The organism is Flagellimonas ochracea, from assembly GCF_009903685.1.
Classification (GTDB): Bacteria; Bacteroidota; Bacteroidia; order Flavobacteriales; family Flavobacteriaceae; genus Flagellimonas; species Flagellimonas ochracea.
Window position 1 is genome coordinate 386139 of record NZ_JAAABI010000002.1, and the last position, 15931, is coordinate 402069.

The window sequence follows — 15931 nt, forward strand, 5'->3', positions numbered from 1 at the left end:
GCTCTAAAATATTTTCTTAGATTTGGGTGCTAACCCCATCTATAAATGAAGCGCAGCACCTATGTACTGTTAATGGCATTGCTATGTTCCAGTTATTTTGTTGGGCAGACCCACCAAATTAAGGGAAAGGTGGTCGATGAGAAGAACGAGGTTATACCTTTTGCCAACATATTGTTATTACGGGCATCGGACACTACGTTCGTACAAGGAACTTCGGCAGATGACAATGGCCTGTTTTTATTGCGGGGGGTGCAAACGGGTCTTTATCTTTTACAAGCAAGTTATGTGGGTCGTGGCTCTAAGCCATTGGCACTGGACATTTCTGAGGATATTGCCTTGGGCGCATTGATTATCCCAGTGCAACATAATGAATTGGATGAGGTAGTGGTCACTGCACAGCGTCCTAAGTTGCAAAAATTAGCGGACAGACTGGTCTTTTCAGTTGAAAATACTGTGGTATCCCAAGGAACTTCGTGGGATATACTCAAAAACACTCCAGGGGTCATTGTTAATCAAGACGAACTATTGATTCGCGGAGAAAATGCCACAGTATATCTAAACGACCGAAAAATCCAATTGTCGGGACAGGAAGTGCAGGATTTGCTCCAAGGCCTTTCCGGAACCAACATCAAATCTGTTGAAGTCATTGCGAACCCTCCTGCCCGCTATGATGCCGAAGGAGGCCCGATTCTCAATATTGTTACCAGCAAAAACATTGTTCCCGGATATAAGGGAAGTGTAAATGGTGCTTATACACAGGCCGTCTTTCCGAAATACAATATAGGTACCAGCCACTACTACAAAACAGAAAAGCTTAATCTGTTTGCCAATTACAACATCAACCCAAAAAAGGAATTGCAAAAAACCGATAAGGGAATCAACTTTCAAGAGGATAATGGTCAAGTATTTTCCATATGGGACACAGAGTATAACCGAACAAACAGATCCCAATCGCAAAACGTCAATTTTATATTGGATTATGACTTTGATGATCACAATAGCCTAAACTTTACTTCGAACCTAATCTTCAATTTGGACCAAGAGCAGCAAACCAGATTGAACAATGCAATCAACAACGGTCAAAATCAGTTGGACTCAACTTTTACCACGCTGAACAATACGGACATGGACAATACCAATCTGGCTTTTGACTTATCTTATGTGCACAAGCTCAAAAAACCTGGGGCGAGCATAGCGGTCAATGGACATTACACCTACTATAATGGTGAATCCTTTCAAGATTTGAACTCGAATTATTTTGCTGCTAATGGCGATTTTCTTCGCAGCTTTGGTTTTAATTCGGATTCACAACAGGATATAGAAATTTTTACTGGGCAGGTAGATTATTCCACCCCAATTGGCAATGCATCTCTTGAAACAGGCGCAAAAGTATCCTCTATAAACTCGGATAGTCGAGTGGATTTTTTCAATTTTGCCGGCTCGAGCAACACGGTGGATGCCTCGCTATCTGATAGATTCAATTATACGGAAAACGTGTTTGCAGCCTATTTCAGCATTGTAAAGAATTGGGAAAAGTGGTCTGTTAAATTAGGACTAAGGGGCGAGTTGACGGATGCCGATGGAACTTCATTGACCCTTAATCAAACGAATACCCAAGATTTTTTCGAACCGTTTCCGTCCCTGTACTTGCTTTATTCGCCTTCCGACAAGCACAGCTTTTCTTTTGATTATGGAAGAAATGTGGACCGACCGAAATACAACGACCTGAATCCGTTTCGGTTCTTTTTCAACGAAAATGATTTTGAAGAAGGAAATCCAAGACTTTTTCCTAGCTTCAGTCATAACTTCAATTTGAACTATACACTGAACAGCGAGTATTTTTTTGATGTGTATTATCGGGACAATGGCCGCAACATTGCTGATTTAGTATTTCAAGACAATGACAACCAAACCCTGGTAGAGTTGAAACAAAATGTGCTGGAAAGCAAATCCTATGGCTTGGATTTCACCATTAGCAAAGCTATTTCACCATCTTGGTTTTTATATGCCTACACCTCATTTTTTCATGAAGAAGAGACTTTTCTGGCGGTTCAAAGCAACAATCAGGAATTTACCAATGAAGTCAACGGGGTGTACGGTTATTTGGCCAATTACCTTACGCTTTCCAAAGATGGCACTTTTACGGGCGAACTTGCACTGACCTATATTTCGCAATTTCTGTTCGGCTCCTATGTTTCGGATGAACAACTAAACCTTACCCTTGGCCTTAGAAAGTCACTCTTTAACAATCGAATGGTAGTTTCCTTGGCGGCAGAGGATATTTTGGAGCAATATGTCCCCACCTATACCTCTAAGTATCTAAATCAGGATAATTTTTATAGAAGACGGCCCGAAACCCAGTTTATCCGATTTGGCTTTACTTATAACTTCGGGAACTTTAGGCTCGAAGACAATCAACGGGCCATTGATAAAAATGAACGTGATAGACTCAATAAAGAGGAATAAAAAATTGTTTTACGCCTATTTTGTATTTTTGCAATCCAAAAAAAATAGGATTGACCAAGATTGCCGACATAGAACTTCCTGATTTTCCATTGCTTTTGGCTCCCATGGAAGATGTAAGCGACCCACCGTTTCGTGCCCTGTGCAAGGAACAAGGTGCCGATGTGGTGTACACAGAGTTCATTTCTTCGGAAGGATTGATCAGGGATGCTGCCAAAAGCGTTATTAAACTGGATATTTATGAAAAAGAACGTCCTGTAGGGATTCAAATATTTGGTGCTGAATTGGATTCCATGCTACAAGCTGTGGACATTGTTGAAAAATCTAAACCCGACATCATTGACATTAATTTTGGATGCCCGGTAAAAAAAGTGGTTTGCAAAAATGCCGGTGCTGGAATTTTGCGGGATATTCCATTAATGGTAAAACTAACAGAGGCTTTGGTGAAGCGGACCAATTTACCTGTAACCGTGAAGACTAGATTGGGGTGGGACCAGAATTCCATTAAAATTGTAGAGGTTGCCGAACGTCTTCAGGATGTAGGGATAAAAGCCATTTCGATACATGGGCGTACCCGAGTGCAGATGTACAAGGGCGAGGCCGATTGGAAGCCCATTTGCGCGGTGAAGAACAATCCGAGAATGCATATCCCCGTTTTTGGCAATGGCGATGTGGATTCTCCCGAAGCTGCCGTTAAAATGAGAGATGAATATGGATTGGACGGCGCCATGATTGGTCGTGCCAGTATAGGATATCCATGGTTCTTCAAAGAGGTGAAACACTATTTTGAAACAGGAAAACACTTACCCCCACCGACAATGGAGGAGCGTGTGGAAGCAGCACGAAGGCATTTGCAGATGGCCATTGATTGGAAGGGAGAGAAACTGGGCGTATTCGAAACAAGAAGACATTATACCAATTACTTCAAGGGAATCCCACACTTTAAGGAATATCGCATGAAAATGGTCACCAATGATGATTCAGCCGATGTTTTTGCCGTGTTTGATGAGGTACTTGAAAAATTCGGGGACCATCAATTTGCTTAGGCAGCAATCAGTTTACGGGTAATTCTATTGCTGGCAATTTTTGATGAAATGACACCCAGGACCACGATGGTGGCTAGCACCAACAAAACGTTAATCACGTTATATTCCACAGGATAGGCTAAGGACGGGGTGATTTTTAGCCATTCAAACATTAATTGGGAAGCAATCAACAGCGAACCAATCAGAACTCCGATGAAACCACCAAAAGAAGTCACTAAAACCCCTTGAATAAAATAAACCCTTCGAAGCTCTTTGATGGTGGCGCCCAAACTGAAAAGAGTCTTTGAATTTTGTTGTTTGTCCAGAATCATCATAATAATGGCCCCTACAACATTGAAAAGTGCAATGATAAGCACCAAGGTGAAAATAAGATAGGTTGCCAGATTTTCGGTATTCAGCATACGGTAAAGTGTGCTGTTCAGCTCCCGGCGGGAAAGCACCAGAACCTTGTCGCCCAGCGTATTTTTAAGTTGGCTTTGCACTTCATTTAAGCTGGCCCCATCATTCAATTTAAAATTGATTCCTGAGATTTGGGCACTATCTTTTTCCAGCAGGGCCTGAACCAACGGAAGTTGGACAAAAACATACTTTTTATCGAGATTTTCTTCGACCGAATATACCCCGCTAATGGAAACGTTCAATTGATTATAGGGCTTGGCATTGAAGCCTTGATTGGTCAGAGAGCCTTTGCCCGGTTTGGGGACCAGAATGGTCAAAGGACTTCTGAAGTTGTTCAGCGGCACGGCAAGTTGATTGTATATTCCAATTCCAGTGACCGCATTGAGTTCCGACACACCCCAATTGCCAAAATACAGGGTGCTGTCAATCCCAGTGATGTTCCTAAAATTGTCATCCACACCTTTTATATAGGCAATACAGCTTTTTTCCCTGAAGGTGAGATAGGCCCGTTCTTCAATTTCTTTGGAATAACCTATTAAACCCTCAATAGTTTCCAGAGCTATCTCGTCTTCTGGTGAAAGCGAAAAATACTTTCCAGTGGCCGGAATAGCCTTGAGGTCAGGATCAAAAGTATTGGTAAATGAAAGACTAAAAGTTTTGAGCCCAGCAAAAGCCGAAAGCACAATAAAGAGGGCCGCCGAACCGATTACAATCACCAAGAACGTGATAAAATTGATAATGTTCACCGCATTTTGGTTGCTTTTGGAGACCAAATACCGCTTGGCGATGTAGAACGGAAAGTTCAAAATCAGGATTTCTTTCGTTTATCGAGTAAATCCCTATTTTCAATGGGGTTTTCATCCCCTTTCAGGGATTGCTCTATCTTATCGATGTAGTCTAGGGAATCATCAAGATAAAAAATGAGCTCCGGGACACGTCGTAATTGGTTTTTGGTTCGTTGGGCCAATTCATAACGAATGGCTACTTGATTGGCCTTGATGCCGTCCAATAATTCTTGTGCTTCCTTATTGGGAAAAATGCTCACATACACCTTGGCCAGCGATAAGTCAACAGTTACAAATACCTTGGAAATTGAAATCAAAGTCCCCTGAAGCCCCCCATCGGTGGCTGCGCGCTGCAATATGTCCGCTAAATCCCTTTGGATTATTCCAGCTATCTTTTTTTGCCTTTGAGTTTCTTCCATAATGCAAAAATAAGCGATTTAATGACTAACCTCATGATATGGTACTCAAACAGTCTGTAATTTTGCACTATTGTATGGAAAAGGGACCCTTAAAAACATATCATGGATAAAATTGAACATATTGGCATTGCGGTCAAAAATTTGGAAGCCTCGAACGAGTTGTTCGCCAAAATTTTTGGATCCCCTCATTATAAGGTAGAAGAAGTGGCTTCCGAAGGAGTAAGGACTTCGTTCTTTAAATCAGGACCAAACAAGGTGGAATTGTTGGAAGCTACAAACCCTAGCAGCCCCATAGCCAAATTCTTGGAGAAAAAAGGAGAGGGCATTCACCATATAGCCTTCGCCGTTGAGGATTTGGAAGCAGAGATGAAACGTTTAGAAGGGGAAGGGCTTGTTATTTTGCCTGGATTTCCTAAAAAAGGAGCTGACAACAAGCAAGTTGCCTTTTTACATCCCAAGGGTACTAACGGTGTTCTTGTGGAGCTTTGCCAAGAGATAAATAAGGGTTAGGGACGTTAAAACCTTGCGGTAAAGCAAAATAAACATTAATATTGCATCCGCAAAAATGCGGGTCCTATAGCTCAGTTGGTTAGAGCACCTGACTCATAATCAGGGGGTCCCTGGTTCGAGCCCAGGTGGGACCACCAAAAGAATCCGTAACACATTGATAAAAAGATGGTTGCGGATTTTTAATTTAATATTTGTACGGTATTTGTACTGTTAATACACCTTGCCAGATACAGTTTTAATAAGTAGTTTGAAAATTGCTATGTTTGGGTGACTACAGTAAAGTTAAGATTTCTTCGAGTTTTCAACTTTACTTTCCCATCTAATGATATCAAAGGTGAAGTGGAATATTTCCATCTTCCGATCAGGTAAGTCTCCTGAAAAACTTTGATTCCATGGGATTTCATAAGAAGGCAATGAAGTGGGTTAAGCTACTCATGAAAATTGTCCAGATTATTAAAGAAATCGCTTGGATAATTGGAACTTTGTGGTAAGACACGTTAAAATTTGTATTCCAATTAAATTAAATTAAATTAAATCAAAGTTTCAGTTAGACAGGCTGATTGAAGGGGTGGTGCTAAGGCGCCGCCCCTATTTTTTTGCCACAACTTATAGGAAGGCATAACCTAAGCAACAAAAATCAAAGGCGTTGATTTTGTTAATTAATCAAATTAGGGCAATTGACATATCGACTAAACCCAAAAAAGTTAAAAGATTACATACTCATTTGAGGCCTAAAACCCCGCCCCCCCTTGAAAAATTGGTTTTCTTTTTACAAGAACCACCCCCTAATTATAGTATCACCTTACTCCAAAAATGAAAGACTCCAAAAAAATTAAGGATAAGACAAGCGAATAGAACCCTAATCCACAGAATATCTGTGTCTTATGTGATCACTTTTGTTAATTTTAGGATTATTCACCATCAGAGTAAGTCAATTGTTATATCCTTGTGGGGGATGGAGATATGACAGGTTTTTTACCTAAATGAAATGATATTTCGCGAATAAAAATATGAGGGTAACGAAAAGGAATAAGTATTCATTTATGTCCTTGGGAAGTATTTAGGTGAACTTAATTGTCTTATGGAAATGACTATATTCGTAAGACAGAAGAAAAGCAGATTTTTCTAACCGTTGTCAATTTATGAGGTATAATAATGCTCCCATCAAGGAAGCGATTTTTGATATTAGAATCGATAAACTCGAGAATGGTTCATTGGAAAATCTCGAAAAGTTTCACGAAAGAATTATCAAAGACTATCCCGAGAAAAAGAAGCAAATTTCATTTGTTGGGAAGATTCAGCTGAAAGATGGTGTAAAAGTTAAGGATGAAACAGACTCCCATATGAAGGGATATGTATTTTCGTCGAAAGATTCAAAAACGCAAGTTCAAGTAAAAATTGATGGATTTACGCTTAACCGTATAAGTTCATATGAAAGCTGGGATAAGTTCTCCTCTGAAGCAATGAGAATTTGGAAGATGTACCAGCGAAGTTTTGGACCCCTAAACATAACAAGGATTGCGGTAAGATATATCAATAGAATTGAGATCCCTTTGCCTTTAGACAAGTTTCAAGATTATATTATTAACATGCCTCCAATTCCAAGAAATTTGCCTCAGTCTTTTGAAGGTTTTTTCATGCAAATACAAGTCCCTGGATCAGGAAACGGCACAAGTGTTATTCTAAATGAAACTATTGAAAAACCTACAAAATCTCATTTGCCATTTATCTTGGATATTGATGTATTCCGAATAGGGGAGTTAAGTATGGAAACAAAAGACTTGAAAGAAGCATTTGAACAATTACGTGTAATAAAGAACAACACATTCGAAAGTTGTATTACTGACAAAACAAGAGAATTATTCAACTAACATGAGTTCAATAATCAAAACAGAAACCGTACAACCTGCTGGCCTTACTGATACTGCTCAAACTTTGGACATAAATTTCTCCAATGCCTTCAACATGTATTTAGGAGAGAGTGTTTTGATGACCCAAAAATTTGAGAAAAAGGGGTATAAAAAATTCCTTAAGCTTAAGGATCAATGGTTAGAAGAGACCATGTTTGCCTCCAATAGCTCTGATATATTTTCTAATTCTGCTTACGAACAAATTATTTCTATGGGAGAGCTGGCTATCCCTTGGATTATCCGTGACCTAAAAAGGTCTAACAATCACTGGTTTTATGCCCTACGAAATATCACAGGAGAAAATCCCATACCTCAGGAGCACGCTGGTGCTATTGATCAAATGAAGGAGGATTGGGTTGATTGGGCTGAAATCAATGATTACTTATGACACGAATAAGTTTTCCAAATTTTCCAAATAGCCATAGAGACCCTTTTCTTATAACAAGCACCTTTACCACTAATTATAACTGCATAGCCTGGGCATATGGCGATGATACAAAATGGTACTGGCCTGATCCGGACTATATTTTCTATTGGCCGCCGGGAATACCAAGGGAGATTACTATCGAGGCATTCATCGAGCTATTTAGGTCAATAGGATATGATATATGCCCAAATGGCGATAAAGAGGAAAATATAGAAAAAATTGCAATTTTTACGGATAATAACGGAGAGCCTAAACATGCAGCGAGGCAATTGCCGGAGGGTATTTGGACAAGCAAACTGGGCCCTAATATAGATGTAAGCCATTCGATCACCTCTATGGAGGGGGGTGAATATGGAAATGTACGAGTATACATGTTCAGAAATTTATAATCTTCATTACAAATACCAGTTGCATTGAGCTTCCAAAAAATATTAGATAAATACAGAAAAATATCATTCTCAGAACGAGACAAAGGCGAGCGCTTCGAAAGGCTGATGCAAGCCTATTTACAAACCGACCCTAAATATGCCTTCAAACTAAAGAATGTTTGGTTATGGAATGAGTTCCCAGGTAAACTCGAATTAGGCGGCGGGGACACCGGAATAGATTTAGTGGCACTGACCCACGAAGGGGATTATTGGGCGATTCAATGTAAATGTTACCAAGAAAATTCGTTGATAGACAAGCCAGCGGTAGATAGCTTTCTCTCCACTTCCAGCCGGACCTTCTTGAACGAACAAATGCAAACCACACGGTTCGCTCAACGTATTTGGATTTCCACTACTAATCGCTGGGGCTCCAATGCTTCTGAGGCAATCAGAAACCAGGACCCACCTGTAACCCGGATTAACCTCTTTGATCTCATTGAAGCACCTGTTGATTGGGTCAAACTTGAGGAAGGTATCCACGGCGAACAGGCAAGGACCCCGAAAAAATCTCTCTACAAACACCAGAAAGAGGCTTTAGAAAAAGCTCACGAGCATTTCAAAGAAGATGATCGTGGGAAACTTATTATGGCTTGTGGTACGGGAAAAACGTTTACAGCGCTTCGTATAGCAGAGCACGAGACTGATGGAAGGGGGCTGATTCTCTTCCTGGTTCCATCTATTGCTTTGCTCGGTCAAACACTCAGAGAATGGAGCGCGGATGCAAATGAGCCAATAAATGCTATCGCGATCTGCTCAGATCCAGCCATTACAAAACAAAAATCAAAGAATCCAGATACAGATTCTTTTAGTGTTGTTGACTTGGCTTTTCCTGCATCGACGGATTCGGATTTTATCCTACACCAATTCGAGCAGATCAAACAAACTGGAAGCCAGGGGATGACTGTAGTCTTCTCCACATATCAGTCTATTGAAGTGATTGCAGAAGCCCAAAATGTATTGCTGAAGAACGGCTTCTCTGAATTTGATTTGATCATTTGCGATGAAGCTCACCGTACGACGGGTGTTTCATTAGCCGGGGATGATGAATCAGCCTTTACCAAAGTTCATGATTCAGGTTTCTTGAAGGCTAAAAAGCGCCTGTATATGACTGCAACTCCCCGGCTGTATAGCGACGAATCTAAAAGCAAAGCAGCTCAGGCAGAGGCAATCCTTTGCTCAATGGATGATCCGGCCTTATATGGAAATGAAATCTATCGCATTGGTTTTGGTGAAGCCGTGGAGCGGGATTTACTTACCGACTATAAGGTTCTCATACTTACGTTAAACGACAAAGATGTACCTCCCGCAGTACAGCGCATGATCTCAGATGGTGAGTTTGAAATTAACACGGATGATGTTTCCAAGATTATTGGAACCATCAATGCTCTGTCCAAACAATTTTTAGGTGATGGGGGGGAAACAAAGGAATCTGATCCGGCACCTATGAAACGTGCGGTGGCATTTTGTTCCAACATTGCTACCTCAAAGAAGATAGCAGCTACGTATAACACTGCAAACGAGACCTACCTCAGCCAATTACCGTCTGAGAAGAAAACTCAGATGGTTACAACCGATGCCAAACACATGGACGGAACAATGGCTGCTCCGGAACGGGACGAAATGTTGACCTGGCTCAAAGAAGAAACACCTGATAACGAATGCCGAATTATAAGCAATGTACGGGTGCTAAGTGAAGGGGTTGATGTGCCAACCTTGGATTCTGTTCTCTTTCTCTCAGCCCGAAACTCCCAAGTAGATGTGGTCCAATCCGTAGGACGGGTTATGCGGAAGGCCCCTGGTAAGAAATACGGCTACATTGTTATTCCAGTCGTAGTCCCTTTTGATGTAGAAGCAGATAAGGCGCTGGACGACAATGAGCGCTACAAGGTTGTATGGACTGTTCTGAACGCTCTTCGTGCGCATGACGACCGCTTCAATGCTACTGTAAATAAAATTGAACTCAACAAGAGAAAACCTAACAATATCCTGGTTGGCCGCCCCGAATATTCATTCGATGAGAATGGAAACCCTCAAGCCTGGAATGAAGATCAGGCTGGGTACGGAACACCTAAAGACATAGCACAACAGCTTGCATTGCAATTTGAAGAATTACAATCTGTGGTTTTTGCCAGGATGGTTGAAAAAGTGGGCGATCGAAGATATTGGGAGCAATGGGCAAAAGATGTGGCCCAAATTGCCGACCGTCAAATAGAGCGTATAACTTATCTAATCCAGAATAAAACAGATCAACGAAAGGCCTTTGACAACTTCTTAGAAGGACTTCAAAAAAATATCAATCCAAGTATTGCTGAGAGCCAGGCTGTTGAGATGTTAGCGCAGCACATAATAACTAAACCAATATTTGAAGCATTATTTGAGGGTTACTCTTTTGAGAATAATAATGCAGTCTCAGTAGCCATGCAGGGAATGCTGGACGCTTTGGAAGATGGGAGTAACCTGGCAGAGCAGGAAGACACTCTGCAAAAATTTTACGATTCAGTAAGGAAGCGGGCAGAGGGTATTGATAACGCAGAAGGTAAGCAGCGCATAATCATTGAGCTTTACGATAAGTTTTTCAAAACTGCTTTTCCAAAAATGGTGGAACAGTTGGGGATCGTATATACACCGGTTGAAGTCGTAGACTTTATTATTCACTCGGTAAACGATGTTTTGAAAAAGGAATTTGGTCGTAGCATTTCAGACGAAAATATCCATGTTCTTGATCCATTTACGGGCACAGGAACTTTTATCACCAGGTTATTGCAAAGCGGATTGATTGATTCCAGAGATTTAGATAGAAAGTATAGAAATGAGCTACATGCAAATGAAATAGTCTTGTTAGCATACTATATCGCTGCTGTGAATATTGAAAACGCTTATCATGATCAAATTGGAGAAGATAACGAATATGAGCCGTTTGAGGGAATCGTATTGACTGACACATTCCAATTAGGAGAAATAGAAACAGGAGAACAGCTATTCTCTGAAATGTTTCCTCAAAACTCGGCACGTGTAGAGCGCCAGAAAGATGCTCCACTAAGGGTGATTCTTGGAAATCCACCATATTCAGTTGGACAGCAAAGTGCAAACGACAACGCTGCAAATCAAAAGTATGACCATCTCGAAGATAGAATAGCAGAAACCTATGCCTCACTTTCAACAGCAACAAATCGAGGGGCGCTCTATGATGCTTATATTAAGGCCTTTCGCTGGAGTACAGATCGATTAGATTCTGAGAATGGTGGGGTAATTGGATTTGTTACAAATGGTGCCTGGTTAGACAGTAATAGTACGGATGGCTTTCGAAAATCCATTGAAAAAGAGTTTTCAAGCATTTGGGTTTTCAATACCAGGGGAAATGCCAGGACTCAAGGTGAGCTTAGGAGAAAGGAAGCAGGAAATGTATTTGGCCATGGGTCAAGAACTCCCATTTCGATAACATTACTTGTAAAGAAACCCGGGGATAACAGGAACAAGGCAGAAATCAATTATTACGACATTGGCGACTATCTCAGCAAAGAAGAGAAGTTGGATATCATCGGAAATCATAAATCGGTATTTAGTGATCAAATAAAATGGAGGAAATTAAGTCCAAATATTCATGGTGATTGGCTTAATAAGCGTAATGAGTTATTTGAAACTTTTATTCCTCTTGGCGACAAAAAGGGAGATGAAGAGTATAAATCCTTTTTTACTCCATTCTATAGCAATGGTGTGAAAACAAATCGCGATGCCTGGGTTTACAATTTTGACAAACAAACATTAACCAAAAATATGCACGAGACGATTCGTCTCTATAATGAAGGGTTAAAGGTTTTTATTGAAAAAAGCGCTGGGAAGAAAAAGCCAAAGGCAGACGATTACATAGACTTTTCTCAAAGAATGATTTCTTGGACACGTGAAATTAAGTGGGATATAGAAAAAGGAAAGGAATATACTTTCGAGCCAGATTGTTTGACATATGGATTATACCGTCCTTTTGTAAAGCAGCATTTGTATTTCAATAGCGGGTGGAATAATATGCAATACTTAATGCCTAAGTTATTTCCCACTGGAAATTCTGAGAATCAGGTAATATGTTTACCAGCTCCAGGAGGCAAGAAAGACTTTACGGTTATTATTTCAAATTTAATCCCAGACATTCATCTTAATGGCGACAATCAATGTTTCCCTTTGTATTACTACGAAAAACGGGAGAAAAATACTCTTAGTTTATTTGACGAAGCAGGAGATAATGAATTTGTACGTAAGGAGGGGGTTTCTGACTTTATTCTAAACAGATCCAAAAAAGTTTATGGAAAAAATGTAGAAAGAAAGGACATCTTCTACTACGTCTACGGCATTTTACATAGCCCAGACTATCGTATGTCTTTTGCGAACGACCTAAAAAAAATGCTCCCCAGGATTCCATTAGTGGAAGATGTTAGAGACTTCTGGAAATTAAGTAAAGCAGGCCGAAAATTAGCCGATCTTCATCTAAACTATGAAAATGTTGAAGGGTATCGAGAAGTTGAGGTTATCGGAGAAGAATCAAATTATTTCAGGGTTGAGAAGATGCGCTTCCCAAAAAAGGGAAAGACGGACACCATTATTTACAATAGTAAGATCACTATTACTAACATCCCTGCAAAGGCATACGAGTATGTTGTAAATGGTAAATCTGCCATCGAATGGATCATGGAGCGCTACCAGCTAAAAACCGATAATAAAAGTGGCATTACCAATGATCCCAATGATTGGGCTAAGGAGGTTGACAACCCTCGGTATATTCTGGATTTACTACTGAGTATTATCAACGTTAGTATGCAAACTGTTGAGATTGTGGAAGGGTTGCCGGAACTTGAATTTGAAACCGATTAACCTGGACTAAGCTATTTTATTTTAACACTATTTTAGGAGTGTACTCATAAAGCCTGAAGAAGTTGAAAATCAGCATATTATAAGCTAATAATTTCTACAATTAACAGAATCACCAACATTAGGGGTAAAGGAAGGGGATTCTATTCTAAGTATCTCCTACTATAATTAGAATATTGTCTTAGCATATTCCTTTTGTTTAGATTTTGTAGAGTCCTCCCCCAATACTCCAATTCCAATTTTGGCTCGAGACCAGTAAGTTCATATAAGGATTCGGCCGCCTGCTTCTGAAGTTTGCGCGCAAAAGGCCTTGATGTGATCAACGCATCGTGAAGACTAAATATAGGCATGTCTACGTTTCTTCTATGAAGAGTGCGTGCAACTTCATCAAGCAGACAATGCGCTTCCACATAGCTAACTAACCTACTAACTTTCAAGCCTTCATCGATTATAAACGAAAAGAGCCTGGAGATTTCGGGAAATTCCTTTCGCAAGGCAACGATTGCAGTTTCCTTGTATTGCTGTCCCGCGTTGAAGAATACCAGTAGGACCTCCTTAACCAAATCTCGCTTAGAATTGAAGTGCTTTTTTACTTTGGGGCGACCATATACATCTTTAGGCCAGACCATTCTGAAGTATCCTTCATGATCCTTTTCCGTCGGAATTACTGATGCCAAATTCTGGTATATATCCCCCTGGAGTACAAAATTTACAAAATGACGTAAGTTAGATACGTCAAGGTCCAACCTGAGCAATTTTCTTGTCAGTTTTATCCCAAGTACTTTGGTTACGCCGATTTTGGAAAGGTATTTCAGGTCCTTCTTCATTACTCCCTTCAAAATGGCGCACAAAAAATAGGGCTGTGAAGTTTTGATGTCCAAAGCCGCAAGCACCTCTCCATCATACCGGATATGCTTTCTTAACTCCCTATTTGTTCTTGTAAGTAGAGTGTGAAGCCTATAGTCTGTTTCGGAGCTAACAGAATAATGCCAGGCTTTTTCACCCCATTCTAAAATTAACTGGGAGGCACTTATGTATTTTATTTGATTTCTCCTTAGATGGGCTGTAATTGCCTCTGATGCGGATTCAGTGTCCATTTCCAGGAGGTCATTGAAATAGCGAATCAAATGAGCTCGTTTGCTCAAGGCGAATTGCACCTTCTTTTTTCGCCGATGATCACGCTCCTGGGAAGTAATTTTCAGAAGAAGGCCCTTGTCGGTGAATCTGTGTTGTATTGTTTCATCATAAAAATATGAGTCATTGAGCTTATAGGCAATACACTTTTTACTGTGAGTCCCATAATTCTTGATTCTTATGATAAATTTCTCCTTCGTAAGAAAGCGAACATAGTTATTATATCGATTATGAATCTTTTGGAGCTTACGGGAGCATAAGTTAGCCGAATAATCCTTGAAATCATCATCCCTGTTTAGGGTAGGCAGTCTTATTATCAGGCCAATGAAATAGACGCAGTAATCTAATTTCAAAGGATATGAGCCTTTGGTATTATGCAGCTCAAGTTTGTGCTTTAGGTCTATGAGCAGGTTAACTGGAATTATCGCCGTTTTCATTCTTCAAGAGTTTATCTGAATGAGTGCCTCCTGAATATCATGATGCTTGTAATAGACTCGGTTACCCAGCCCATAACAAGGTATCCGGCCTTCCTTGGTCCACCTGTAAATGGTAATTGGAGAGACTTTCAGAGCCTTTGCGGCTTCTTCTCTGGTTAAAAGCTGGGTGCCTTCAGCTTGGGGGATTCCATCCTTGAATGCCTCAAGAATCTCTTTTATCTCTTCGATCAGGGCCTCCTTGAAGCTCTGTTGATCTAATAATGAAATTGATAAGTTTTGCATTGAAATATGATTTAGTTTCAATGCGAAGCACGGAAGTACGAGGTACGAACTCCAGAACCAATAAATTCTATTTTGAGAACCTTAATTGGTCCGACTCAAGAAGAGGTCTTTGAGTTGGGAGTAAAGAGAGTTTCTTTTTTGTGAAGAGATTTGGTGTAGAGATTTTACCTTTTCAATTTCCACTTCATCAGTTTCCAATACAAAATCGATATAAATACTCTGCTTAACATCTTGATATATGAAACCATCCTGGGTCATCTTCCGGAATACGTAAGCATAGTCATCTTTATTACTAATGAATTTCTCTTTCAATAGGAGGTAAAACTTATATCCATGATTTGTAAATAACCGAGGGAATGGATTTTCATGTTCGTCCGAGCTTGGCGGCAGCAAATCATTTGATGCAGAGGCCCCGTGTAATTTGAAGAAGTCAGCGAGCACCTCTTGTTGGATGGATAGGAACTCCTGAAGATTAACACTTTGTAGAATAATCGTTTTGAGAAGCTCAGGGGTAAGTTTGCCTTGGAGGTTAATTTGATCTTCTTCAAGTGAAATGAGAATGCTTTCTTGAACTTCTTCGCGGTATATTTCACTGCCAGGTGCGTCGTGATATCCTGGCAAGGGCATTCCCATCAATTCTTCAGACTGCCCAAAATCTGCTTTAGGAGGATCGAATCCAAGTTTTTGATTTGGTAAAAATGGGGTTATTTCATTTCGGTTAATCTTCGCCCAAAACTCATCAATACTGGATAGTCCGCTTCTTTTGAAGTCCGAGAATATTTTGATTCTTTCAAGAAGAGCTACAATATTTTTTTTGTTTGCCTCCAAATAATT

At 40.2% G+C, this 15931-nt stretch carries 12 protein-coding genes and 1 tRNA gene; 8 read left to right on the forward strand and 5 right to left on the reverse strand.

What is annotated here, in order from left to right:
- Nucleotides 1-45 precede the first annotated feature (45 nt).
- Both GTQ34_RS07280 and dusB read left to right on the forward strand, forming a co-directional pair.
- A complete protein-coding gene (locus GTQ34_RS07280; RefSeq protein WP_166523115.1) occupies nucleotides 46-2466 on the forward strand; it encodes a TonB-dependent receptor in 2421 nt (806 codons plus the stop codon).
- A 50-nt stretch (nucleotides 2467-2516) separates the two neighbouring features.
- Entirely contained in the window at nucleotides 2517-3509 is a 993-nt protein-coding gene (gene dusB / locus GTQ34_RS07285; protein WP_166523116.1) for a tRNA dihydrouridine synthase DusB, read from the forward strand.
- Here dusB and GTQ34_RS07290 read toward each other — a convergent pair.
- Nucleotides 3506-4714 (reverse strand): ABC transporter permease, encoded by a 1209-nt coding sequence (locus GTQ34_RS07290; RefSeq protein ID WP_166523117.1) that lies wholly within the window; start codon nucleotides 4712-4714, stop codon nucleotides 3506-3508. The genes dusB and GTQ34_RS07290 overlap by 4 nt on opposite strands.
- Nucleotides 4715-4716: 2 nt before the next feature.
- Nucleotides 4717-5112 (reverse strand): 30S ribosome-binding factor RbfA, encoded by a 396-nt coding sequence (rbfA, locus tag GTQ34_RS07295; protein ID WP_166523118.1) that lies wholly within the window; start codon nucleotides 5110-5112, stop codon nucleotides 4717-4719.
- A 102-nt stretch (nucleotides 5113-5214) separates the two neighbouring features.
- Between rbfA and mce the strand changes: the two genes are divergently transcribed.
- From mce to GTQ34_RS07325, 6 genes are all read left to right on the forward strand, one after another.
- On the forward strand, nucleotides 5215-5622 hold the full coding sequence (mce, locus tag GTQ34_RS07300; RefSeq protein WP_166523119.1) for a methylmalonyl-CoA epimerase: 408 nt from the start codon (nucleotides 5215-5217) through the stop codon (nucleotides 5620-5622).
- A 60-nt stretch (nucleotides 5623-5682) separates the two neighbouring features.
- Nucleotides 5683-5759, forward strand: a tRNA-Ile gene (locus GTQ34_RS07305).
- Nucleotides 5760-6764: 1005 nt separating this feature from the next.
- Nucleotides 6765-7493, forward strand: coding sequence for a TIGR04255 family protein (locus GTQ34_RS07310; protein ID WP_166523120.1), 729 nt, complete (start codon nucleotides 6765-6767; stop codon nucleotides 7491-7493).
- Nucleotide 7494: 1 nt separating this feature from the next.
- Nucleotides 7495-7920 carry a hypothetical protein gene (locus GTQ34_RS07315; protein ID WP_166523121.1) on the forward strand — a complete coding sequence of 142 codons (426 nt, stop codon included), beginning with the start codon at nucleotides 7495-7497 and terminating at the stop codon, nucleotides 7918-7920.
- Complete coding sequence (locus GTQ34_RS07320) at nucleotides 7917-8348, forward strand: DUF7689 domain-containing protein (protein WP_166523122.1); 432 nt, start codon at nucleotides 7917-7919, stop codon at nucleotides 8346-8348. Before GTQ34_RS07315 ends, GTQ34_RS07320 begins: the two co-directional genes overlap by 4 nt.
- A 24-nt stretch (nucleotides 8349-8372) precedes the next feature.
- On the forward strand, nucleotides 8373-13247 hold the full coding sequence (locus GTQ34_RS07325; protein ID WP_235914989.1) for a DEAD/DEAH box helicase: 4875 nt from the start codon (nucleotides 8373-8375) through the stop codon (nucleotides 13245-13247).
- A gap of 140 nt (nucleotides 13248-13387) precedes the next feature.
- Here the strand turns inward: GTQ34_RS07325 and GTQ34_RS07330 are convergent, their stop codons facing one another.
- The 3 genes from GTQ34_RS07330 to GTQ34_RS07340 form a co-directional block, all read right to left on the reverse strand.
- Entirely contained in the window at nucleotides 13388-14815 is a 1428-nt protein-coding gene (locus GTQ34_RS07330) for a hypothetical protein (protein ID WP_166523123.1), read from the reverse strand.
- Nucleotides 14816-14818: 3 nt separating this feature from the next.
- The gene (locus GTQ34_RS07335; RefSeq protein ID WP_166523124.1) at nucleotides 14819-15097 is read right to left on the reverse strand and encodes a helix-turn-helix domain-containing protein; all 279 of its coding nucleotides are present in this window, start codon (nucleotides 15095-15097) and stop codon (nucleotides 14819-14821) included.
- A gap of 81 nt (nucleotides 15098-15178) precedes the next feature.
- Entirely contained in the window at nucleotides 15179-15925 is a 747-nt protein-coding gene (locus GTQ34_RS07340; RefSeq protein WP_166523125.1) for a hypothetical protein, read from the reverse strand.
- Nucleotides 15926-15931 lie beyond the last annotated feature (6 nt).

Coding starts and splice junctions, on each gene's coding strand:
- GTQ34_RS07280 (WP_166523115.1), top strand. CDS start 46: ATGAAGCGCAGCACCTATGTACTGTTAATGGCATTGCTATGTTCCAGT.
- rbfA (WP_166523118.1), bottom strand. CDS start 5,112: ATGGAAGAAACTCAAAGGCAAAAAAAGATAGCTGGAATAATCCAAAGG.
- mce (WP_166523119.1), top strand. CDS start 5,215: ATGGATAAAATTGAACATATTGGCATTGCGGTCAAAAATTTGGAAGCC.
- GTQ34_RS07310 (WP_166523120.1), top strand. CDS start 6,765: ATGAGGTATAATAATGCTCCCATCAAGGAAGCGATTTTTGATATTAGA.
- GTQ34_RS07315 (WP_166523121.1), top strand. CDS start 7,495: ATGAGTTCAATAATCAAAACAGAAACCGTACAACCTGCTGGCCTTACT.
- GTQ34_RS07320 (WP_166523122.1), top strand. CDS start 7,917: ATGACACGAATAAGTTTTCCAAATTTTCCAAATAGCCATAGAGACCCT.
- GTQ34_RS07330 (WP_166523123.1), bottom strand. CDS start 14,815: ATGAAAACGGCGATAATTCCAGTTAACCTGCTCATAGACCTAAAGCAC.
- GTQ34_RS07335 (WP_166523124.1), bottom strand. CDS start 15,097: ATGCAAAACTTATCAATTTCATTATTAGATCAACAGAGCTTCAAGGAG.